Origin of the sequence: Telmatobacter bradus (assembly GCF_048629425.1) — a bacterium.
GTDB lineage: Bacteria > Acidobacteriota > Terriglobia > Terriglobales > Acidobacteriaceae > Telmatobacter > Telmatobacter bradus.
Map to the genome: position 1 here is coordinate 1,528,602 of NZ_CP184532.1, position 19,803 is coordinate 1,548,404.

General features: G+C 58.2%; 29 protein-coding genes. 26 read left to right on the forward strand and 3 right to left on the reverse strand.

What is annotated here, in order from left to right; all coding sequences use genetic code 11:
- Nucleotides 1–8 precede the first annotated feature (8 nt).
- Entirely contained in the window at nucleotides 9–224 is a 216-nt protein-coding gene (locus ACOBR2_RS06520; protein ID WP_420239230.1) for a helix-turn-helix transcriptional regulator, read from the reverse strand.
- A gap of 155 nt (nucleotides 225–379) precedes the next feature.
- On the opposite strand from ACOBR2_RS06520, the gene ACOBR2_RS06525 reads away from it, so the two are divergent.
- From ACOBR2_RS06525 to ACOBR2_RS06580, 12 genes are all read left to right on the forward strand, one after another.
- Nucleotides 380–1,087 (forward strand): hypothetical protein, encoded by a 708-nt coding sequence (locus tag ACOBR2_RS06525; RefSeq protein ID WP_420239231.1) that lies wholly within the window; start codon nucleotides 380–382, stop codon nucleotides 1,085–1,087.
- Nucleotides 1,088–1,328: 241 nt separating this feature from the next.
- Complete coding sequence (locus ACOBR2_RS06530) at nucleotides 1,329–1,598, forward strand: hypothetical protein (protein ID WP_420239232.1); 270 nt, start codon at nucleotides 1,329–1,331, stop codon at nucleotides 1,596–1,598.
- Nucleotides 1,595–1,978: a hypothetical protein gene (locus ACOBR2_RS06535; RefSeq protein WP_420239233.1), complete on the forward strand. Its 384-nt coding sequence runs from the start codon at nucleotides 1,595–1,597 to the stop codon at nucleotides 1,976–1,978. The genes ACOBR2_RS06530 and ACOBR2_RS06535 overlap by 4 nt, the downstream gene beginning before the upstream one ends.
- 73 nt (nucleotides 1,979–2,051) lie before the next feature.
- Nucleotides 2,052–2,804, forward strand: coding sequence for a hypothetical protein (locus ACOBR2_RS06540; RefSeq protein ID WP_420239234.1), 753 nt, complete (start codon nucleotides 2,052–2,054; stop codon nucleotides 2,802–2,804).
- Between the two features lie 214 nt (nucleotides 2,805–3,018).
- Nucleotides 3,019–3,276, forward strand: a complete 258-nt coding sequence (locus ACOBR2_RS06545) for a hypothetical protein (protein WP_420239235.1) — start codon at nucleotides 3,019–3,021, stop codon at nucleotides 3,274–3,276.
- A gap of 10 nt (nucleotides 3,277–3,286) precedes the next feature.
- Nucleotides 3,287–3,439, forward strand: coding sequence for a hypothetical protein (locus ACOBR2_RS06550; protein ID WP_420239236.1), 153 nt, complete (start codon nucleotides 3,287–3,289; stop codon nucleotides 3,437–3,439).
- Between the two features lie 100 nt (nucleotides 3,440–3,539).
- A complete protein-coding gene (locus ACOBR2_RS06555; RefSeq protein ID WP_420239237.1) occupies nucleotides 3,540–4,235 on the forward strand; it encodes a hypothetical protein in 696 nt (231 codons plus the stop codon).
- 66 nt (nucleotides 4,236–4,301) lie between these two features.
- Complete coding sequence (locus ACOBR2_RS06560; RefSeq protein WP_420239238.1) at nucleotides 4,302–5,420, forward strand: hypothetical protein; 1,119 nt, start codon at nucleotides 4,302–4,304, stop codon at nucleotides 5,418–5,420.
- Nucleotides 5,421–5,499: 79 nt separating this feature from the next.
- Complete coding sequence (locus tag ACOBR2_RS06565; protein WP_420239239.1) at nucleotides 5,500–5,775, forward strand: hypothetical protein; 276 nt, start codon at nucleotides 5,500–5,502, stop codon at nucleotides 5,773–5,775.
- A 61-nt stretch (nucleotides 5,776–5,836) separates the two neighbouring features.
- Nucleotides 5,837–6,100 carry a hypothetical protein gene (locus tag ACOBR2_RS06570; RefSeq protein WP_420239240.1) on the forward strand — a complete coding sequence of 88 codons (264 nt, stop codon included), beginning with the start codon at nucleotides 5,837–5,839 and terminating at the stop codon, nucleotides 6,098–6,100.
- A 42-nt stretch (nucleotides 6,101–6,142) separates the two neighbouring features.
- Complete coding sequence (locus tag ACOBR2_RS06575) at nucleotides 6,143–6,688, forward strand: Lar family restriction alleviation protein (RefSeq protein ID WP_420239241.1); 546 nt, start codon at nucleotides 6,143–6,145, stop codon at nucleotides 6,686–6,688.
- A gap of 279 nt (nucleotides 6,689–6,967) precedes the next feature.
- Nucleotides 6,968–7,699 (forward strand): DNA cytosine methyltransferase, encoded by a 732-nt coding sequence (locus ACOBR2_RS06580; protein WP_420239242.1) that lies wholly within the window; start codon nucleotides 6,968–6,970, stop codon nucleotides 7,697–7,699.
- A gap of 54 nt (nucleotides 7,700–7,753) precedes the next feature.
- On the opposite strand, the gene ACOBR2_RS06585 is transcribed toward ACOBR2_RS06580, so the two are convergent.
- Together ACOBR2_RS06585 and ACOBR2_RS06590 are read right to left on the reverse strand one after the other, a co-directional pair.
- The gene (locus ACOBR2_RS06585; RefSeq protein ID WP_420238307.1) at nucleotides 7,754–8,341 is read right to left on the reverse strand and encodes an IS630 family transposase; all 588 of its coding nucleotides are present in this window, start codon (nucleotides 8,339–8,341) and stop codon (nucleotides 7,754–7,756) included.
- Nucleotides 8,239–8,787 carry a winged helix-turn-helix domain-containing protein gene (locus ACOBR2_RS06590; RefSeq protein WP_420236305.1) on the reverse strand — a complete coding sequence of 183 codons (549 nt, stop codon included), beginning with the start codon at nucleotides 8,785–8,787 and terminating at the stop codon, nucleotides 8,239–8,241. Before ACOBR2_RS06590 ends, ACOBR2_RS06585 begins: the two co-directional genes overlap by 103 nt.
- A 286-nt stretch (nucleotides 8,788–9,073) precedes the next feature.
- Here ACOBR2_RS06590 and ACOBR2_RS06595 point away from each other — a divergent pair, with 286 nt between their 5' ends.
- The 14 genes from ACOBR2_RS06595 to ACOBR2_RS06660 all read left to right on the forward strand — a co-directional run bounded on the left by ACOBR2_RS06595 (nucleotide 9,074) and on the right by ACOBR2_RS06660 (nucleotide 19,801).
- Entirely contained in the window at nucleotides 9,074–9,565 is a 492-nt protein-coding gene (locus ACOBR2_RS06595) for a hypothetical protein (RefSeq protein WP_420239243.1), read from the forward strand.
- A gap of 12 nt (nucleotides 9,566–9,577) precedes the next feature.
- Entirely contained in the window at nucleotides 9,578–9,790 is a 213-nt protein-coding gene (locus tag ACOBR2_RS06600) for a hypothetical protein (protein WP_420239244.1), read from the forward strand.
- Nucleotides 9,790–10,068, forward strand: a complete 279-nt coding sequence (locus ACOBR2_RS06605; RefSeq protein ID WP_420239245.1) for a hypothetical protein — start codon at nucleotides 9,790–9,792, stop codon at nucleotides 10,066–10,068. The genes ACOBR2_RS06600 and ACOBR2_RS06605 overlap by 1 nt, the downstream gene beginning before the upstream one ends.
- A 22-nt stretch (nucleotides 10,069–10,090) precedes the next feature.
- Nucleotides 10,091–10,930: a hypothetical protein gene (locus ACOBR2_RS06610; RefSeq protein WP_420239246.1), complete on the forward strand. Its 840-nt coding sequence runs from the start codon at nucleotides 10,091–10,093 to the stop codon at nucleotides 10,928–10,930.
- Between the two features lie 307 nt (nucleotides 10,931–11,237).
- Nucleotides 11,238–11,990 (forward strand): hypothetical protein, encoded by a 753-nt coding sequence (locus ACOBR2_RS06615; RefSeq protein ID WP_420239247.1) that lies wholly within the window; start codon nucleotides 11,238–11,240, stop codon nucleotides 11,988–11,990.
- Nucleotides 11,991–12,077: 87 nt separating this feature from the next.
- A complete protein-coding gene (locus ACOBR2_RS06620; RefSeq protein ID WP_420239248.1) occupies nucleotides 12,078–12,518 on the forward strand; it encodes a cell wall hydrolase in 441 nt (146 codons plus the stop codon).
- A 146-nt stretch (nucleotides 12,519–12,664) separates the two neighbouring features.
- Nucleotides 12,665–12,904: an HNH endonuclease signature motif containing protein gene (locus tag ACOBR2_RS06625; RefSeq protein WP_420239986.1), complete on the forward strand. Its 240-nt coding sequence runs from the start codon at nucleotides 12,665–12,667 to the stop codon at nucleotides 12,902–12,904.
- 190 nt (nucleotides 12,905–13,094) lie between these two features.
- Entirely contained in the window at nucleotides 13,095–13,580 is a 486-nt protein-coding gene (locus ACOBR2_RS06630) for a hypothetical protein (protein WP_420239249.1), read from the forward strand.
- Nucleotides 13,561–15,324 (forward strand): terminase large subunit, encoded by a 1,764-nt coding sequence (locus ACOBR2_RS06635; RefSeq protein WP_420239250.1) that lies wholly within the window; start codon nucleotides 13,561–13,563, stop codon nucleotides 15,322–15,324. The genes ACOBR2_RS06630 and ACOBR2_RS06635 overlap by 20 nt, the downstream gene beginning before the upstream one ends.
- Nucleotides 15,321–15,497 (forward strand): hypothetical protein, encoded by a 177-nt coding sequence (locus ACOBR2_RS06640; RefSeq protein WP_420239251.1) that lies wholly within the window; start codon nucleotides 15,321–15,323, stop codon nucleotides 15,495–15,497. Before ACOBR2_RS06635 ends, ACOBR2_RS06640 begins: the two co-directional genes overlap by 4 nt.
- Entirely contained in the window at nucleotides 15,497–17,134 is a 1,638-nt protein-coding gene (locus tag ACOBR2_RS06645; protein ID WP_420239252.1) for a phage portal protein, read from the forward strand. Before ACOBR2_RS06640 ends, ACOBR2_RS06645 begins: the two co-directional genes overlap by 1 nt.
- 8 nt (nucleotides 17,135–17,142) lie before the next feature.
- Entirely contained in the window at nucleotides 17,143–17,994 is an 852-nt protein-coding gene (locus ACOBR2_RS06650) for a head maturation protease, ClpP-related (protein ID WP_420239253.1), read from the forward strand.
- A gap of 124 nt (nucleotides 17,995–18,118) precedes the next feature.
- A complete protein-coding gene (locus ACOBR2_RS06655; RefSeq protein WP_420239254.1) occupies nucleotides 18,119–19,459 on the forward strand; it encodes a phage major capsid protein in 1,341 nt (446 codons plus the stop codon).
- Between the two features lie 66 nt (nucleotides 19,460–19,525).
- Entirely contained in the window at nucleotides 19,526–19,801 is a 276-nt protein-coding gene (locus ACOBR2_RS06660) for a hypothetical protein (protein WP_420239255.1), read from the forward strand.
- Nucleotides 19,802–19,803: the final 2 nt, after the last annotated feature.

Here is a 19,803-nt window from a genome sequence, read left to right on the forward strand (position 1 = left end):
TCGCTCCTTTACACGGCTGGGTGAATGGTTGGAAGGCTGTTCAGGTAGGCAATTACGTCGCACTCAAAGTAGAGAACGCGGTTCCCTAACTTTCGGTATATGGGACCGCGTCCTTGGGATCTGCGATTGGCTAGAGACTCCTCGGAGATGAGGAGGAGCTGGGCTACTTCTTTGGGCGTCAGTGTCGTGGGTAGTTCAGTACTACTGGTATCTTTCTTGTTCATTATGGCTAACCTCGATTAATTATTTAACACATGTAAATTGTAAAAAACAGAATTATTTTGAAATTTTCCCCTTGACTGGCAATTTCAGGCAGGATAATCTTCGTTCGTTATTACTATTAATTATGTATAGTGAATGAAAACACGGAGGGGGAATTGTGGATCGGCTGATTTCAAAATCAAAATCTGAAACGTGCTGCACTGGCGTGGATTTGCCGGGGATTGGGCTGGCGCATGAGGCCGCTTGCGAGAATGCGCGGCTGCTGAGGCAGTTCCCAGAGACGCTGGGCGGGTATGTGACTCCCGCGCCTTGTGTGGCCAATCATCCCGCAATTCGGGACGCGGCGGCAGAGGCTTTGCAGCAGGCGCTGATGGTGCAGCTGCTGTTTGCGGCCAGCGATCTTGCGCGGCGCAATCTGGTCGTTGCTCCTCCGGCACCGGGCAGCGCCAGTTTCGAGCAGATACAGGCCTGGTGCCGTGAGTGCCAGATGTCCTCGCGCCCTGGCCGGAAGATACAGCACGCTATTACCTGCCGTACGGGCCGCGTGCTCGAAATTATCCAGAGTTTAGAGTCCAACAACACCACGCGAAAGGGGGAGGCGCAGGGCGAGGGAGCGGGCCGTGCGGACGAAGGGGTTCGTCTGCACGGGCTTAATCGGCGTTATTGCCTGCAGTGCGGTGCTGTGGATGACGAGTGGGATGAGCAGCAAAGGCCTGAGGCGGAGGTCGAACTGACGACGCTCACGTTGAGTCAGGCGGTGGGCATGAGTCCGACGGGCAAGGGCCACATACTTTACACGCATCGCTGCGCGAAGGTGGCCGAGAGCGAAGGCGCGGCGGTGGAAGGTGGTGCGAAGTGCCGGTGATTGCTGGTGTGTGCAGATACTGCGGATGCGAGGGCGACAGCTGCCGCCTGGGCGATGGCGACACATGCGGGTGGTTGGATAGTGCGCGCACGGTGTGCACTAACCCGAGCTGCATGGGGCGGGAGGAAAACCGGCTGCGCGATGCGCGGCGGTCTGCCAAGGCGGCCAGCAGGAAGAAGAGCCCGGCCGAGATCCACGCAATGATTCGCGGACGGCGGCGGAAGGTGAAAGGGCGTGCGGCATGAGTGAGCTACTCGTGATGGCATGCACTCACCAGTGTGATGTGCCGGGCTGCTCGAATGTCGCTCTGAATGGACGGTACTGCACCCAGTGCATCGAGGAGATGATCGCGCTGACTGCTCTGGGCATGCAGGTGAAGGCGCGGAAGCGGCGCAGTGCGTCCGACTGGATCTGTGCGCTGACGGTGGTGGGCGTGTGGTGCTGGCTGCTCTGGGATTCGCGCTCGTTCTGGATTGAGCTGTTTTCGATGTGGTTTGGAAGGGGGATGTGATGGAGAAGAATGCGGCCAGCGAAGAGCTGATCCCAATCAATATCGGCAACATCAACGAAGGCGCGATGGTGCAGGGTTTTGAGATTGAGTTGCAGAAGGCCCTGGATAACATCGCTGATTTGAATACGCCGGCAACAGCAGCGCGGCGGGTGACGCTGGAGCTTGTGCTTAAGCCGCACTCTGACCGCGTAAAGATCGAAACCGAGTTCAAGTGCAGTTGCAAGCTGGCTGCAATTGAGACGCACAAGTCGGAGATCTTTCTGGGGTGCACGGATGGAGGGACGTTGATTGCATTCGATCGTGATCCGCGCCAGATGTCTCTGTGGCAGGCACCGAAGGTGAAGGAAGTGAAGCCGCTGGAATTTCGCAGCGGAAACTAGAGCGCAGTGGTTTCTAGGTGTATCAACTTTGGTTTCGCTATAAAACCGGTTCCGCGCCGAACGCGGAGAGAAGGTGCTTGTGATTAAGGAAGCTCTGGAGTTTTTGACGAATTTACAGACTCCGAAAAACCCGCAAATTGTGCATGTGCATGAATCACCGTACCGCGTGAATGCAGACGGAACACTGGGTGAAGTGGTCAAGATCCCTGACATGGCCTTTCGGCAAGAGGATCTTGGTGTTGCGACCCTTGATGCTTTGGCTGCGGCATATACGGCAAAGATCAATGGCCTCAACCCGGAGAAGGTTGTGATCCATGTGGAGAGTCCGTTCCAGGTGGTGGTCAAGGATATTACTCCGGACAAGTTTGGCCGCCGCGCCGTTCACATCGTGGCCAGGCATCTGGGCGAGACGCCGTTCAAGCTGGATACCTACTACACCCCTGAGAAATTCCTGATTGATTTCCGTGCCAGCTTCTTCCTTGATGGCGAGGCCATGAAGGTGGTGCAGCTGTGCTCGACGGTGGAAGCCGGGTCTAGTGTGTCGATTGCCGATGATGGTATGTCGCAAAAGGTCACGGCCACCGCTGGAACGCTTTCAAAGGCGCAGATCACGCTGCCCTCCGAGGGCGTCTCGCTGATCCCCTGGCGTAGCTTCCGCGATGTGAATCCGGTGGAGAGCAAGTTCCTGCTGCGCATGAAGGCAGCCAAGGATGAACTTCCATACATTGCACTTTTCCAGATCGATGAGAAGTGGAAGCTGGACACCGTGCGAGCAATTGAAAAGTATCTGGCCAAGAAGCTGCCGGAAGCAAAGATTCTGGCGTAACGAGATTCACGCGCAAGCGTGAAAGAGGCGCGGCGGGGCCGAGTGAGGGATCGAGCGAAAGGCTGGCACTCCCACTAGGGATGCGTTTGTAGTGGCTGAATAACTCCACAGACCAAAGCTCAAGCCAGGGCAATGTAGCAGGCCAGCGATGACACCCTGGCCGCCGCGCAACGGTAGTTAATGGGCCGGATCGCGAAGCGCCGCGGAGGTAGTTATGGGCAAAGGTCCGGATTGGCGCAAGACGGGAACCATTGTTGCCTATGCCGATTGGCTGCGGAAGCGCAGCGGGGCGTTAGCGGTGGTGGTGGTGCGGCGCGATGATGCTGCTCTGGCTGCCGATCCGGATCTGGCCCCGGCGGATGCGCAGAGTTTGGTGGCCGAGCGCGTGGCTGACTTGGCGCGAGATCTGCCGGCAGCACGTGCAGAGAAGCGGCCCGGGGCGCGGGTGGTGCTGGATCCGTTGCATGAGTAGGAGGTAGGCGATGGCGAAGAGTAAGCAGAGGCGGCAGTTGGAGGCGATTGTGGAGCGGATGCGGTGTTTTGCCAATGAGCCAATGCCTCCCAGCTCCCCACTGCTGCGCAAGTGGGCGCGGGAGATTGAACAGGCGGCACGCACGTTGGAGCAAGAGGGATGACGCGAGTGGGGACGGAGTGCGGGGCGTGCTGGCGGATGGGGCACAGGTGCGCGGCGGTCACGCGCGGCGAGGTGGATGAGGTGGTGGGTGTGGAGCCGCTGTGCCTGGACTGCGCCAACGAAAGGCCGTGCGTGGTGGTGCGCTGCGCGGGCGCGGTGCGCGAGGGGACGAGTACGGCGAGATTGTGTTTGAGAGCGATGCGGGCGCGGTGGTTACGCGCACGCCTGAGGAGCTTGGCCTGGCGCGGGTGGTGAAGGATGTGCCTGCGCCGCCGGAGTTGTCGAATCGCATGTGGTTTGAAGGACGGCGCGTGAATCCAATGCAGGCTGCGGGAGTAACGCCGGATGGGCAAAAGGCGCGGCGCGGAGCAGTGGCCGTGCGGGCGGCTGAGGTGGGAAGAAAGGTGAAGGCGGTGAAAAAAGAGGATGGTGGGACGTGTGCGGCTGAAGGGTGCGGCTGCATGGCATATGGCGGCCGGAAGTATTGCACCAAGCGGCATGCGTACAAAAACGCGCCGCAGGACGGTGTGAAGGTGGCGGCGAACAAGGGTGTAGAGAAGAGCGTGGTGAAAAAGCTTGTGCCGAAGAACGGAGGCCCATCGGTAGCGGCGGGAATGGATCATCAGAAAGCCCCGGAGACTCTTATTGAGTGTGCAGCGCATCCTTACGAGCTATGTGAGGTGTGCATCACAGTGGGGTTTAGTCCTGATCAGCTTGATCGCGCATATATGCGTATGAGCCATGCGCAGCGGGTGGCATGGCTTTCTGGCGGCCTGAAGGCAGCGCTGCTGGCGTAGCAGAACACAAAGCAGGAAGAGAGAGCGGCGGCGGAGATTGATCTGCCAGACGCACGGGAAAGCACTGTGAATTTTTCAGAGAATATTTCGGGGCTGCGCAACGATCGGAAGGCGTGCCACTTCTGGGTGGATAACGAACTGGCCGACGTGTATCAGCCGATTGTGGGCGCGGATGCAGTCTGGGTGTATTGCCGCATTGCGCGGTATGCGCATGGCGCGTGGATTGTTTCGCCCAAGCGGCGCGGCGGCGATACGCGGGTGGGTTTGCGTGAGATGGCTGAGTGGTGCAGCAAGAGTGTGGACACGGTGTGGCGGTGCTTGCAGGTGTTGACGCACGTGGGCCTGCTACGGGCAGAGGTGGGCGGCAGGACGGCGGGGCGATACGCGCTGGTGGACGTGAAGGACCTGGTGGTGCGCGAGGGTGGCGAGTATTGCCGTGAGCTGGGGAGCTTTCAGTTGCCTAAGGCGCGGGTTGAGGAATTGTGCGTGAGTGTGCGTGCGCTGCGGGCACGGTTGGCGCGCAAAAAAGGCACGGAAACTGCCGCTCAGAGCGACAGTTCAGAGGGTCTGAATTTTTTTGCGCCTGAGGTAAAGTGCGACAGTTCTGTCGCTCCGAGCGACACATCTGTCGCACTAGGAGCGACACCCTCTATTAAGCAAGAAAGCAAGACTGCAAAAACGACTACCCCCCCTAACCCCCTCGTGACCGAGGGGGAGCTGGCGGTAAAGAGCGAAGACGCTGTAGTCCCTCAGGAGTACGAGTTCACGCAGGAGCAGCTGGAACACCTGGAGATTTGCCAGCCTGCCATGCGGGGCGAGTTCGAGCGCTTCTACCGCGAAGAGAATGTGCGGCATCGGGCTGAAGCGCAGAAGGTGCAGGAGAAGCCTGAACGCAGCTTCGCGGACGTGACGGCGGCGCGGATCTGGGTTATGGGTGAATGCGATTACCAAGAGCACCGGCGAGGGCGCGGCATTGCGCGTGTGATCGATGCGGTGTTGCGTGATCGCGTAAAGCGTGGCGAGGCATTGGGCACAGTGGCGGAACGTATGGTGGCGTCGGTAAGGAAGTTTACGAAAAATGCGCACCTGATGCGGTTTCCGTGTGGTCCGGTCAAGTTCTTTGAGCTTGGTTTGTGGGCGGATGAGAGAAAGTGGCCGTGGGATTATGCGCTCCTTCGGCGGTAATGCGGCATGACCTTTAACAGTTCCACGTAGAACAAAAAAGTTTCACGTGAAACAGAGAAGTGAGAGGAGAAGAGGCACGATGAAATTCCGGGAAGCATCGACGGTGTGCAGTAAGAAGGGTTGCGAAAACGAGCGCGCTGAAAGCCAGCGCTACTGCAAGGCCTGCCGCGCGAAGGCCATGCGGGAAGCCCGCGCGGGAGGGCCGGAGAAGCACTTGCAGAGTGCGGTGATGGCTGTGGCACGCAAGCGCGTTGGCCGCCAGATGCCGGAAGAGATGCGCGTGCGGCTGGAACAGCTCTGTGCGGAAGTGGTGGGCAAGATCGATTCATTCAACGGCAAACAGCAGGCGGCGTAACTGATGTTACCGGAAGAGGATCGCACGATGCGTAGTGACCGGGATGTTTCTGGAGGGAGCGATGCTGAGATTTGTGGTGGTTGGAACGATGCTGCGCGGATCGCTGGAGCAGCGTAAACCGGTGGACGACGCCGGGCAGGAGATGGCTTTTGCGCAGTGGCTGGTAGACGATCCGCAACGCTTTGACTATCGTGCAGAGCGGTGTGCTGCGCTGCGCGATGCGGAAGTTGTGTGGACACCAGAGGCGCGTGTGGCGATGGCGCATGAGAGCAATGCGTCAGTGTGCAGGATGATGCAGTTGGCACAGCTGGTGAGGGTAGCCTGATGTTGCTGAATAGGCACTGCGGTGCCCGGAGAAAGGACTGAAATGGATGAAGAACTGAAACCGTGCCCGTTCTGCGGACGCACTGAGAGCTTGGAAGTGAACTGCCTTGCCGGGGATGATTGGTTTGTTTCCTGCGAAATGGATATGACCTGCCAAATGTCGCAACATGCCGTTCATCCGACACGCGAGACCGCGATCATCGCGTGGAACAGGCGGCCACATACGATGCAGGACGCAACGCTAGAAATGGCTGTACTTCGATTGGGCGGGTCGGTCGAGGGCCGCCCAACTGCACGATGTAACTTTCTCCAGCGCATCGATGAGCTAGTTGCGAAAGAGACGCAAGCGCAGAGTTTGGCTGACCTTCTCTGTCCGGTTCATGCCTCTTTGGATTCGCGCAACGAGTTGATCCCGTTTGACAACTGCATTGCGTGTATACGCAATGAGCGCGACGAGATGCGGGAGGCGCTGGAGGGCGTGTTGCCCTACATGGAAGCTGCGGAGGGCGCGGGTCTCGTCGGCGATGAAGGTTGTCACTGGCCTGTTGAGGCTGTCAGGTGTGCGCTTTCCATGCCTGAAAAGAAGTAATGTCGTGAGGCTGTTTTCATGAGTGAATATCCAAAGGTCGGATCGATTCAAGTGTCCAAGATGGGAGATTGCATTGTTCACGTCTGGCCATATGAAGGAGAGCATAATTCAACATTCACAGGTGTCGAACTCCTTACGAGCGACGTGTCGTGCATGTGGTCGAGATCCGCTTTCGAGCACAACAACCTATACAAGCGACCGTTTTTGGGGGAGTTTAGGCGGGCGCGAAAACAGATCAGGCAACGGTAACGTTGAATAGGCACTACGGTGCCTGGGGAAATGATGAAAAAAGCACTTGACTTGTTTTGCTGCGCGGGCGGGGCCTCGATGGGTTTGCATCGGGCGGGTTACGACGTGACGGGGGTTGATATCAACCCTCAGCCGCACTACCCGTTCAAATTCATCCAGGGAGACGCGCTGGAATTTCCGCTTGAGGGGTTCGATTTCATTTGGGCGAGTCCACCGTGCCAGGCGTTTTCGAGGCTTCGCCATTTGCACAAGAAAGAGAGACCGAACCTGATCCCGGCCACGCGATCGAGACTTATCGCTTCAGGCGTTCCATATTGCATTGAAAACGTGGAAGACGCACCGCTTGGCGAGTCTGGATACCTCATCATGCTTTGCGGGACGATGTTCGGTTTACGCACTAAAGACGGACGTGCGGAGCTTCGTCGGCATCGCATTTTTGAAACTTCATTTTCTATTCCACTGCGCCCGTGCTGCCAACACGGATACGTGCCGTCCCTGTGGGTCTGCGGCAAGGGTGGACACTTCACGGCTCCAAGGGTTTTGACAGTATGCGGACATACGCCGGTCGATAACGTGCGGCCTCGATCGATCACGATTACCGGAAGCACTCCGCAAACAAACACCGTGCGCAACCTGGTCAGGGAAACATTCACGGTGTGTCAGGCGCGGGAAGCGATGGGGATTGACTGGATGAGCATGAAGACACTCAGCCAGGCCATTCCACCGGCTTACTCGCAATTCATTGCTAGGCATGTGGCCTAGGCACCGTCGCGAAAGGGACTTACTGAGTCTCGCGTAATATGGTGACACGATAGATCAAAAAAAGAGTCCCGCGTGGTGCAGGAAAGAAAACGGCAGTATGGATTGGCGCACTCTCTCCATGCCGCTGCGCACACCGTCTTCAGCCTCGCCAAGTCCGGCAACACATCGGTTGGCCAATTCCTGACCTTTGATGTTGCTCCATAAGTCCTCTACCGGATTCAGATCAGGAGAATAACCTGGCAGCGTCTCTACCTGCAGCCAACTACGCTGGCTCTCCAGATACTGCTTCATCTTCCTGCTTTTGTGTGCAGGCAGTCCATCCCAGATCAGAATCACCTTCTGCCCGCGCAAGTGTTTCTTCAGATCACGCAAAAAGACGGTCAGCCGTTCGTCGTTGTAGCTGCCTGGCCGGGTCTGAAACCACAACCGGCATCGCTTGCCGTCCCAGCGATAGCCCAGTGCCGCGCTGATCGACAGCTTCTTCCAGTTGAAGGCATAAACCAACACCGGAGTCTCTCCCTTCGGCGCCCAAGTCCGTCTTACCGGCGGCCGCTCCGAGACTCCGCTTTCGTCCTGGAAGAGAATCCAGGCTCTTCGCCGCCGGGCGTTTTTTTTATTGCCGGCCACCGCTTCGCCATCCACAGCCGCCGACCTTCGTCATTGCGTTCCCGCGCTCGCTTGGCCGGCCGTTGCAGACTCCACTCAAGAGCGGCAAGAATCTTCCATACATGGCCGGGATGATAGTGAACGCCCGTGGTCCGTTCGATTACTGCCGCCACACGGGGCAATGTCCACAGATCGGTTCCGAAACCATGGGCCTGCGCGCCTTGACGCAACGCCTTGTCCACCTGCTTGAGTTGCGCCCCATCCAGTTTCGGCCGACGACCTGCCCGCCCCGCCCCGCGAATCCAACCCGGCTTATCCTGACGCCAAGCCTCGAACCATCGGCTCACGCTTTGACGGCTGATGAGGAGTTCACGGGCGATCTCTGCCTGTGAACGCTTGCCGGCGGCAAACAGACGCGCGGCGCGGCGGCGGCGTTCTTGCAGGGCTGCGAAGTCACGTCGTGGCGCATTGGATCGTGTCATGCCTGATAGCTTACTGCTACACGACCGACATTGTCACTATATTATGCGAGGTTCAGTAAGTATATAAGTCCCTTATTTTTTTGGTCTCTGCCGATTTCTTCGTGTAGTATGTATTTCGGAGCCGGAAGAGTGGTTCCCGTCATCGGCATGCCCGGTGGTCTCTACGACAGTGAGTAGTAGTAAGAGTAGGCCGTAGTGTGTCTGCATAAAACTAACCCCTGCCTCGGCTCCCGCTGAGGCTTGTTTTTTGCGGATCGAAAATCCCTTTCTCTGCGCCCATCAAAAGATGGGCAAAACAGCGAGTCAACGACGACTGGAAAACAGGTCGCGCTGCATCGACGTGTATCCGGCGGATACCACGCTGGGGTGGCGCGTAGTGCGGCAGGTGAGGCTGACGGAAGCTGCGCAGCATTTGGCTGCGGGCGCTTGGCGCGAGGTGTATGACGAGCGTGGCAACTTTCTGGGTTGCCAGGTGCTGCTCTCGATTTGCACGGATCAGGAACTGCCGAGCGGCGCGAGTTCAACCAGCATTACGCTGGGCGAGGTGATGCTGAACGCCGGTCTTGGTGGGCGGTCGCGCACGCTTGGACGTAGCGAAGAGTGGCGGCTGACCAGGCCAAAAAGACCAAACGGTCGCAGGCCTGCGCCGGAAGATGCGATTGAGCGTGCCATTGAAAAAGTAAAGCAGTGGCCGTGGCCAGCGAGCCGCGTGGATGATGGCAGCGGCGCGCCGAAGTTTGGCGACCGGGCCGTGAGGGTGTACCCAAAATCAGCATGAGCGAGGACGAGAGTGAGCGGATATTGGAGCCTGGCCGGAACGATTATCGCGCAGTTGATCATTGGAGTTTTTATCTATGGCCAATTAACGCAGCGCGTGAAGGACCAGAGCGGATGGCTGAAGCGCCATGAGGGCGAAATCGTCAGGCATGGCGAAACGCTGATGAACCATGAGGGGCGGCTTTCGACGATTGAGGGCCGCGCCGGAATTGCCACGGATCGCTAATGACGGCGCATGAACTGATAGCCGACATCTTTGGGCGTGCGCAGAATGGCATGCCTGGAAATGAACGGTGCATCACGGAAGGGCAGTTGAAGTATCTGCGGGATTTGATAGGCCGCGACGAAGAAGGCGCAGCGCTGATGAGCGATGGGCCGGGCGTGCAGATCTGGGCTCCCAGCGGTCGAAACAAGTACATCCTCACGGAAGATCTGGCGGGGAAAAAACACCGGTTGCGGCGGTTGGCAACACTAGCTCCTATGGGATGTGGCCGGTTGTTTTGAGCGCATGGAGGCGCAAGAAAAAATGAATTGGTTTGCGAATATCTGGAATCATCCGAAGACGTCGGTGGCCGGCGTGCTGGTTGCAGTTGTGACGGTTGCCGGTGTGCTGAGCCAGCAGGGAATTACGCTGGGCACGGCGGGCACGGGCACGGTGGTGACGCTGATTGGCGCGTTGGCCACGGCGTTGTTGGGATTGTTTGCGCAGGATCCTACGCAGCCGTCGTCAACGACCGTAGGCACCAAGCTGGGTGTGTTGCTGCTGCTGGCGCTGTTGCTGCCTGCGGGCATGATGGGGTTGGTGGGCTGCACTGGTAGTCAGGTGAATCAGGTGGTGAGCGAAATAGACACGTATCTGCCGACGGCGGTGAGCTTGCTGAATGAAGCCATCACGATTTACTCGGCAGTGGGTAGCTCGACGAGTTCCACGAGCACAGCTAAGGTGACTGCTGCGCTGAGCACAGTAGAGGCTGACCTGATAGCGCTGGAGACGCCGCTGAGTGATTATCTGGCCGCGACGTCGAGCGCCAGCAAAACCACAGCCTGGAGCAATATTGAGGCTGCCGTGGATACGGCGGTAAATGATGCGGACACGCTGTTGGCCGTGGCTAAGGTGAGCGATCCGACTTCGGCTGCTACCGGAACGGTAGTGATTGCCAGTCTGGATGCCGCGATTCATACCATTGACGCGTTTGTGTCGAGTGCGCAGACGTCAACGCAGGTAAGCGCCAAACTTGCCAAGCGCAGCGCGAAGCTGGCACAGGTGGAACGCAGCTGGAGCGCGGCAGACAAGCAGCATATTGCCGCAGCGACGGGCGTACCGTATGCGCTGTTGCATGAGCGGGCGTTGGCTGTTGGCTACTAAAAGTGGGCAACCTGGGCGGCTCAGGAATGAGTCGCCCGATTTTTTCGAGGCGGAAAATGGCACTCAAGGCATAGGCGTTTGAGGAGATTACTCCGCAGCGGTTCGATGCGATTTGTGCAAGTGCATTGCAGCAGACCGGAGTGACAATCGGCGGATTGAGTGGGCAGACGTCGGCAAAGGGTTTTACGTTGAGCTGGGAGTATGATCCGCACGCCGAGACGCTGACGATTCAGTGTTTACAGAAACCGTGGATCGTTCCTTCTGGAGCGGTGCAGAACAAGATCAGAAGTTTGGTTGAGGGCTGAAAATGGCAGATCACTCGATGATGAAGCTTGGCCGCCAAAAGGTGCGGCTGGATAAGCGCACGCTCCAGTTGGCGTGCTACATGACACCAGCATTGCCGGCAGCGCCGGTAAGCAGGGATTGGACCAAAGGTGTGACTGCCTGGGGTATGATGCTGAATGACCAACTGGGCTGTTGCACCATTGCTGGCGTTGGACATGCGGTGCAGGTGTTTTCGGTAAATACGGGGTCGATGGTCACAGTTCCGGATAACACGATTTTGAGTTACTACGAGCAGTGGGACGGCTACGATCCGAACGATGCGGCGGACACCGACAATGGCGGCGTCGAGTTGGATGTTTTAAAGCGTTGGAAGTCGCAGACGTTTGCGGGCAACAGACTGTTGGGGTTTGCTGACGCGAACGTTGTCAATCTGGATGAAATCCGACAGGCAATCAATCTGTATGGCGGCGTGTATATTGGCGTGAATCTGCCGCTGACGGCCCAGAAGCAGGATGTGTGGGACGTGGTGCCAAATGGCGGCGCCGATGCGCAGAGTGGCAGCTGGGGCGGCCATTGTGTGTTTGTTGCGGCCTACGACGAGACCGGATTTACATGCATCACCTGGGGTCAGATGAAACGCATGACCGTAGCCTTCTGGCAGAAGTATGTGGACGAAGCACATGCGCTGCTGGATGCTAACTGGATTAACTGCCAGAAATCGCCTGCGGGATTCAATCAGGCCCAGCTGATGGCGGATCTGAGCGCAATCCAGTAACGAAATCCCCCAGAGAGAGCGGCGCTAAGTAGCGAAATGCGAAAAGCGCCGTTCGCGTTTGTGCAGATATAGAAAGCGAGTGAGTTAATGCGTGCATTGGATCAGGTGATATTGGCGCTGACGATTTGGCGTGAGAACCGCAGCGGTGGCCAGCTTGGTATGCACAGCGTGGCAAGCGTGATTCTGAATCGCGCGGCACAGCGGAAGACCAGCGTGTACTACGAATGCGTGCGGCCATGGCAGTTCAGCAGTCTGACAGCGCATGGCGATCCTGAGTTGGCGATTTGGCCGGAAGAGAAAGATGCTTTTTGGTTGGCGGCGCAAGAGGTCGCTGTACAGGCGGCAACCGGTGTGTTGGCTGACATTACGCACGGTGCAACGATGTATTACGCGCCAGCAGGCAAGCAATGGAAGAAGCGCTTTGCGTTGCCCGGTGGCAAGCAGGTTGCGTTTCCAGATGACTGGAACGAACAGTCTATGGCGTTCACTGGTTTGATCGCTGAACAGCTTTTCTTTAAGGCGCGCTAGTGCTGTGTCCGTGTGCGCGGCCTGGTTGTCCGAACGTGGTGGAGCACGGATACTGCGCGACGTGCCAACCACGATCAGCGAAGGTGATTGCTGATCGCAATCGAGAGAGCGCTGCTAAGCGTGGATATGGACGCGCTTGGCAGAAAGTGCGGGCAGGACACCTTTCACGTTATCCGCTGTGTGTAGATCCGTATAAGCACCACGCGGGACAGCCTGTACTGGCCACGGATGTAGATCATAAGATTCCGCATCGAGGCGACATGAAGCTCTTCTGGGATAAGCGCAACTGGCGGTCGCTTTGCCATGAGTGCCACAGTTATAAAACTGCGGTAGAGGATGGTGCCTTCGGGCGTAGGGGTAGGGGGTTGAAATCCTCCCATCCCTAGTGGCCGTAGACCGACATGTGACCCCCCTCTCTTTCTCCACAAAACTCAACGTTTTATGTTTTGCAGTTTTGAATGTGCTTGATTGCCTTGTAGTGGTGGAATAGCCGTTGTTTGCGCTGTAAAGCCCAAGGAGAAGCTCATTTGATTCAGTTGGCCGCGCGAAATGTCTGTGCAGGCCTGAGGTCTTTGTATGCCCGGAGGACGTCCACCCAAGCCGCTGAAGGTTCTCGAAATGAGCGGAGCGCTCAAGAAGAACCCCAAGCGTGCGCGTGCGCGTGCGGCGAAGGCGACTAAGGTTGTCCTGCCTCCAATCGGGCCTCCCCCAGAGGAATGGACTTCGCAGGCCGAGAAAGTTGGTCGTTGCAGGAAGCTGGTTGCCTGCTGGCATGAGTTGATTGAGCAGGACCGTGTTCTGAAGGTGTTGAATTCGTCGCACCGGGCTCTTTTGCGCATGGCCTGTGTTTTGCAGTATCAGATCGACGAGGCGGTACGGCTCAAGGGGCGTGCGCCCAGCGGAGATTTCGCGCAGCTCAAATCCACGTTGTCCGCCATGGGCATGACGCCGGTTGACAGTTCGCATGTTATGGGCGCGGTGCGTGAGCGCGATCCTGATGCCGGATCCAGGCACAGTGCGGATGGGCCGAATTGGGGGCAGTATGGCACGCGTGGCGCGTAAGCGCGTCAACAGTGCCTGGGTGCGTTACGCAAAGCGGGCTGAGCAGTATTGCCATGATGTTCTGGAGGGCCGCATCACCGCCTGCAAGTGGGTGCGGCTGGCCTGCCAGCGTCACCTCGATGATCTGGAGCGTGCCAAGGGCGATTGGGAGTACCGCTTTGATGCTGAGCGTGGCGGAGGGGTTTGCAGCTTTATCGAGTGCTTCCCGCACGTCAAGGGGCAGTGGGCTCTGGGTGGCCATCCCATCAAGCTGGAAGACTGGCAGGTATTCATCATCTGCGGCCTGTTCGGATGGATCAGTAAAGAATCCGGCATGCGGCGCTTCACTGAGGCGCGTGTCATCGTTCCGCGCAAAAACGGAAAAACGGCGTTGGCCGCAGGCGTTGGACTCTTTCTTTTCGTCGCGGATGGTGAGCCTGGCGCTGAGGTTTATTGCGGTGCCAGCAGTGAGAAGCAGGCCAACGAGGTATTTGCTCCGGCCAGCAAAATGGCGCGCCGCGCGCGCTTCTTCAAAGAGCACTACGGCATCAGCTTCGGCAAAAAAACGATGTTCGTCCTCGACGAAGGGTCGAAGTTCGAAATCGTCATCGGCAACCCGGGCGACGGTCCCTCGCCGCACGGTTTCATTCACGACGAGTTCCACGAGCAGCCGACTTTCGCGCAGTACGAAACCGCAAAAACCGGCATGATGGCGCGCCAGCAGCCCCTCCAGCTCGTCATCTCTACTGCTGGCGTCAATCCTGAGAGCCCTTGCCATGAGCTGCAAAACGAGCTGGAAAAGGTGCTCGATGGGCAGATCGAAAATGACCGGCTCTTTTGCATTGTCTACACGGTAGACGATCCGTACCGGCTGGTTCCCGGGCCAGATGGAACCGAGGTTCCATACTGGACCACGCGTGAGGCTGTGGTTGAGGCCAACCCGAACTTTGGCGTCAGTGTTATTCCGGCCAACATTCTTGCCGACCAGCGTCAGGCCGTACAGAACGCGAATCGGCAAAACAGTTTTCTCATCAAGCATCTTGATATTTGGGTGAATGCGCGGCAGGCCTGGATGAACATCGAGGCCTGCCGGCGCTGCGCCGATGCTTCGCTCAACATTGCAGATTTTCTCCACGACCCCTGTTATGAGGGCGAGGACCTCGGTGCGCGCATCGATCTTACTTCGCGCTGCCGCCTCTTTGTGCGCAATATCGACGGGCAGCGGCACTACTACGCATTCAGCACGCACTATGTGCCGCTCGATCGCGCCAATGATGGTGAGCATCAGCACTACGAGCGCTGGGTCAAGCAGGGCCACATGGTGGGCCACCCCGGGCCGGAAATCAAGCTGGCCATGGTGATGAATGACATTGAGGCAGACCTTCAGCGCTTCAATCATGCCTGCCTCGCCTTTGATCCGCATCAGGCCATGCAGATGCAGCAGGAGCTGAAGCAGCGCCTGGGCGACGAAAAGGTGCTCGACATTCCGCAGCGCTGGATGTATCTCGATCCGGCCATGAAGGAAGTGGAGGCGGCTGTCGTCGCGGGGCGCTTCCATCACACGGGTGATCCGGTACTGGCCTGGGCCATCGGCAACGTGGTGGTTAAGCCCGACGCCAACGAAAACATCTTTCCCCGCAAGGAAAATGGTCGCATCAACAAAATCGATCCGGCCAGTGCGCTCTTCAACGCCATGTACCCGGCGCTTAGCGCAGTGCCGCCACGCAAATCTGTTTACGCAACCCGAGGTCTTATCACGATATGAAGTTTGATCTGCAAGATGCGTTGCTCTTGGTCGGCGTGGCCAGCATCGTCGGTGGCATTGCCTTTTGGAGCCGTCCGGCGGCGCTGGTCATCTTTGGCCTCTTCTGTCTCGCCGGGGTGCGCCTGATGGGCCGTGCGCAGCGCCCGGATGCGTCAACGAAAGGAAATTCCTGATGGGCGTCCTCACGCGCAGGCTTGGAATCAGCAATCTCTCGCTGGAAGATCCGGCCCAGCCACTGCTTCCCTATTCGGAGCTTTTTGAGTCGCTGGGTCTGGGCCGTTCCGATGCAGGCGTCATGGTCAATGAGAAGCAGGCCATGCGCATCACCACCGCCTACGCCTGCATCATGATCATCTCGTCGGATCTGGCTTCGCTGCCATTGTCTGTCATGCAGCGGCTGCCCGATGGCACGGTGCGCGAGGCCACAGAGCATCCGCTCTACGGCATCCTGCAATCTACGCCCAACAGTGTGATGACCAGCATTACGTTCCGGTCGGCATGGCTGGCTTCGGCGCTCGGCTGGGGCAATGGCTATGCATTTGTCCGTCGCGATGGTGCTTCGCGCACGCGGGAGCTTCTGCCGCTGCCCTCCGAGCGTACCAGCCCGGTGCTGCGCGCGGTGGATGAGAAAAGCGGCAAGCGCAAGCTCCTGTATGCCACCACTGCCACCAACACGGGCGAAGTGCAGTACATCGACCCTGATGATGTACTGCACTTGCCCGGCATGTCGTTTGACGGTTACGTGGGTATGTCGCCCATCCAGACCTGCAAAAATGCGTTTGGCATTGCCATCGCGGCAGAAAAGTTTGGAGCGCAGCTCTTCGGCAATGGCGCAAAGGCCTCCGGTGTTCTTTCGCATCCGGGCCAGCTGGGCACCGAAGCGCTTGAGAATCTCAAAAAGTCCATCCGTGAAGCGGTGACTGCCGAGAATGCGTTGCGCCCGCTGGTGCTGGAAGAGGGAATGAAGTGGGAGCAGCTCACCATCAATCCCAACGACGCGCAGTTCCTTGAAACGCGCAAGTTTCAGCGGGAAGAGATTGCCTCGCTCTATCGTGTGCCCATGCACCTGCTGCAATCTCTGGAGCGGGCCACCAACAACAACATCGAGCATCAGTCGCTCGACTACATTCGCTATTGTCTGCGCCCGTGGGCCGTGCGCATTGAGCAGGAAATTAATCGTAAGCTGCTTTCGGGCAGCTATTTCGTTGAGCACGACTTTAACGCCTTCCAGCGTGGTGATTATGCCTCGCAGGTGCAGGGCATGATGGCGTTGCGCCTGGGTGGTGTGTACAACGCCAACGATTGTTTGCGTCAGTTGCGCCAGAACACAATTCCCGTGGAAGAGGGCGGCGAAGTGCGCTTGGCTCCGCTCAATACCATCCCGCTCAAGCAGCTGGCCTCCGAGGCTGCCATGGATTCGGCTGCCCAAAAAGACAACGAGACGTCCACCGACACCGATCAGGGCGAGCCTATCACGGATCTGCGCCGCACCCGCGTCACAGCGGCTTATCGCAGGCTCTTCCGCGATGCGGTGGGCCGCATCGTCAACCGCAAAAATCGGGATGAGGCGGCGGCTTATCGGGCTCTGCAGCCGGTGATCGCGTCCATGGCAGAAAGCGTCATGGCTATGTACTTCACCCCAGACAAGGAGATGAAGGAAATTGCCGAAAATCAGTCCGCAAACCTTGCCCGTCAACAGGCGGCGAAGTGTGCTGAATGGTCCATCGATCAGGCTGCAATCCTCGCCACAACCCTCACTGATCAGGTCTACACCGCGCTCTACCGGGCGCTTATCGAAGGACGGCCATGAAAATCAACATGCGTAAGCCTGTTTTCAAGGCGGCAGTGCAGGGTGATGGCACGCTGGAGCTGCTCGTCTATGAAGAGATTGGCGAGAACTACTGGTCGGGTGGTGGCGTCACCGCCAAGACAGTGAAACAGCAGATCGATCAGGCTGGCCCGCACACGGCCATCTCGGTACGCATCAATTCGCCCGGCGGCGATGCGTTTGAGGGCATCGCCATCCACAACCTGTTGCGCGCGCAAGGTAAGCCGGTCAACGTCTGCATCGACGGTATTGCGGCCTCGGCAGCCAGTGTAATCGCCATGGCCGGTGACACCCGCGTCATGGGCAACAGCGCCATGATGATGATCCACAATGCCTGGAGCACCTGTCAGGGCTACGCCGACGATATGCGCAAGACGGCTGACACTCTGGATCGTGTCTCGGCCTCCGTGGCGCAAACCTACATGGATCGCGCAGGCCTGTCGGAAGACAAGGCGCATGAGCTGATGGACGCCGAAAGCTGGCTCAGCGCCAAGGATTGCGTTGATCTCAACTTGGCCACCGCCGTGGCAGACCTTGAGGACGAGGATTCAGCTATGGCACTGGCGCGTGGATTCAAGTCCCTGCGACACCTCAAGAACCTGCCCAGCGCGTTGCGCAATCAGGCGCAGGGCGATGACTGCCAGTGCTACTGCGCGCCCTGCCAAGACGGGCGCTGCAATGAGTGTGAATGCCGTGGTTGCGATGCTGACAACTGCGACGCCAATAATTGCAACTGCCACGGGGCCGCTTCGAATTCTGTCGAGCCGCCGCCCGCCGCAAAGACCAGCTCTGATCTGAGCATGTTCGAAGCCGAACTGCAGATGATCGAGCAAAACCTCTAACCAGCACAGACCAACAAGCTCCCCGCACAACCGGCCCACGCGGGCCGACGGGGGACTTCGTGCGTTTGCAGCCGTCTCCCGGGAGCCGGCGGGCGCGCAAAAAACAAACCGAGAGGAAGAGAGTATGACGAAGAAAGAAATGCAGGAAAAGCGTGCGCGGCTTGCCACGCAGATGCGCGCCATGGTCGAGGCTGTCAAAAAGGATGATCGCGGCTTCAACACCGAAGAGCGTTCCAGCTGGAACACGATGACCGATGAGGTTAATTCGCTCGATTCTCTGATCGAGGCTGAAGCTGCCGTCACCAAAATCGAAACCTCCCTCGGCGCTCTCAATGAAACCGAGATTGCTCCGGCGTTTGCCGAGGTTGCTGCCAGCCGTGCGGGCCGCACTGCGCGGGTTGATAACAGTCCGCACATGCAGGCATTCAAAAAGTGGATGCGCGGCGGCATGGAGGCGCTGGAGGGGGATGAGCGCAAGCTCATGAGCAGCCGCTTCCTCTCGAATTCCGAGGGTATTCGCAACGCCCAGACCATCACCACTACCGGTGGCGGATACCTGGTTCCGCGGGGCTTCAGTAACCAGCTGGAAGAGGCTCTGAAGTTCTATGGTGGCATCCTTGGCGAGGTTAATGTCTTTATGACCGAAACCGGTCAGCCGCTGCCCTGGCCCACCGATAACGACACGGAAAACATGGGTCGCATCCTGGCCATCAATACGCAGGTAATTGAAGCTGACATCACATTTGGAGAGGCCACCTTCAATGCGTACACCGGCAGTTCGGATATTATCCTGGTGCCGCTGGCCCTCATTGAAGATTCCTACTTTGACATGAACGCCTACGTGGCCCGTAAGCTTGGCACGCGTCTCGGACGGCAGGTTACCTACTACGGCACGGTCGGCACTGGGTCCAACCAGCCCACGGGTCTTTCCACGGCTGTGATTGCTGCTGGTAACACCGTACAGGGTGCCACGGGTGAAACCACCAGCATCGTCTACAACGACCTGGTTAACCTCGTCCACCTCGTCGATCCGGCCTATCGCAACTCGCCGAGCTGCAAGTTCATGTTTGCCGACTCCAGCCTGAAGGTGTTGCGCAAGCTGGTGGACGGTAACAACCGCCCGCTCTGGCAGCCGGGCATCAATGCGGGCTTCGGGAATAACTCGCCCGAAACCATCCTCGATAAGCCCTATGTCATCAACCAGGCCATGCCCACCATGGCTGCCAGCGCCTATCCGTTGCTTTTTGGCGACCTGAGCAAGTTCAATGTGCGCATTGTGGCTGCAGGCGGAGGCGACGTTACCGACAATGCTGGCAAGGTTGCCAGTGGCGTCACCATGATGCGCCTGGTCGAGCGTTATGCAGACTACCTGCAGGTTGGTTTTACCGGCTTCCTGCGTTATGACTCCAATCTGATCGATGCCGGTACGCATCCGGTAGCGGCCTGGCAGAACTCCGCCTCGTAGTGTCAAGCGTTGTTATTACCTTTCAGGGGCGGCCTTCGGGTCGCCCTTGGTGTTTGTGAGGTTCAGGTGAAAATCAAGATTTTGCAATCCATCGCTGGCCATGCGGATGTTGCCCGGCGTCTCAGGGATTTTTCGTTTCCTCCCGGCTACGTGGTTGAGCTGCAGGATGAGCTGGCCAACGCCCTGGTTGAAGCTAGCATCGCAATTTCTGCCAAAAAGAGTGAGGAACTCACCATGCCGGTGGAGGTCTACACGTTCCCTGAGGATGATCCTCGCGTGCAGGCCTACGAAAAGGAAAAAGCTGAGGCGAAGTCCAAGGCGGAAGCTGAAAAGGAAATCTAGGC

Bases quoted from the DNA above. Each gene is read 5' to 3' on its own strand.
- ACOBR2_RS06520 (WP_420239230.1), bottom strand. From the start codon at position 224: ATGAACAAGAAAGATACCAGTAGTACTGAACTACCCACGACACTGACG.
- ACOBR2_RS06530 (WP_420239232.1), top strand. From the start codon at position 1,329: ATGAGTGAGCTACTCGTGATGGCATGCACTCACCAGTGTGATGTGCCG.
- ACOBR2_RS06545 (WP_420239235.1), top strand. From the start codon at position 3,019: ATGGGCAAAGGTCCGGATTGGCGCAAGACGGGAACCATTGTTGCCTAT.
- ACOBR2_RS06550 (WP_420239236.1), top strand. From the start codon at position 3,287: ATGGCGAAGAGTAAGCAGAGGCGGCAGTTGGAGGCGATTGTGGAGCGG.
- ACOBR2_RS06565 (WP_420239239.1), top strand. From the start codon at position 5,500: ATGAAATTCCGGGAAGCATCGACGGTGTGCAGTAAGAAGGGTTGCGAA.
- ACOBR2_RS06570 (WP_420239240.1), top strand. From the start codon at position 5,837: ATGCTGAGATTTGTGGTGGTTGGAACGATGCTGCGCGGATCGCTGGAG.
- ACOBR2_RS06575 (WP_420239241.1), top strand. From the start codon at position 6,143: ATGGATGAAGAACTGAAACCGTGCCCGTTCTGCGGACGCACTGAGAGC.
- ACOBR2_RS06580 (WP_420239242.1), top strand. From the start codon at position 6,968: ATGATGAAAAAAGCACTTGACTTGTTTTGCTGCGCGGGCGGGGCCTCG.
- ACOBR2_RS06590 (WP_420236305.1), bottom strand. From the start codon at position 8,787: ATGACACGATCCAATGCGCCACGACGTGACTTCGCAGCCCTGCAAGAA.
- ACOBR2_RS06595 (WP_420239243.1), top strand. From the start codon at position 9,074: ATGGGCAAAACAGCGAGTCAACGACGACTGGAAAACAGGTCGCGCTGC.
- ACOBR2_RS06605 (WP_420239245.1), top strand. From the start codon at position 9,790: ATGACGGCGCATGAACTGATAGCCGACATCTTTGGGCGTGCGCAGAAT.
- ACOBR2_RS06610 (WP_420239246.1), top strand. From the start codon at position 10,091: ATGAATTGGTTTGCGAATATCTGGAATCATCCGAAGACGTCGGTGGCC.
- ACOBR2_RS06615 (WP_420239247.1), top strand. From the start codon at position 11,238: ATGGCAGATCACTCGATGATGAAGCTTGGCCGCCAAAAGGTGCGGCTG.
- ACOBR2_RS06620 (WP_420239248.1), top strand. From the start codon at position 12,078: ATGCGTGCATTGGATCAGGTGATATTGGCGCTGACGATTTGGCGTGAG.
- ACOBR2_RS06630 (WP_420239249.1), top strand. From the start codon at position 13,095: ATGCCCGGAGGACGTCCACCCAAGCCGCTGAAGGTTCTCGAAATGAGC.
- ACOBR2_RS06635 (WP_420239250.1), top strand. From the start codon at position 13,561: ATGGCACGCGTGGCGCGTAAGCGCGTCAACAGTGCCTGGGTGCGTTAC.
- ACOBR2_RS06640 (WP_420239251.1), top strand. From the start codon at position 15,321: ATGAAGTTTGATCTGCAAGATGCGTTGCTCTTGGTCGGCGTGGCCAGC.
- ACOBR2_RS06645 (WP_420239252.1), top strand. From the start codon at position 15,497: ATGGGCGTCCTCACGCGCAGGCTTGGAATCAGCAATCTCTCGCTGGAA.
- ACOBR2_RS06650 (WP_420239253.1), top strand. From the start codon at position 17,143: ATGCGTAAGCCTGTTTTCAAGGCGGCAGTGCAGGGTGATGGCACGCTG.
- ACOBR2_RS06655 (WP_420239254.1), top strand. From the start codon at position 18,119: ATGACGAAGAAAGAAATGCAGGAAAAGCGTGCGCGGCTTGCCACGCAG.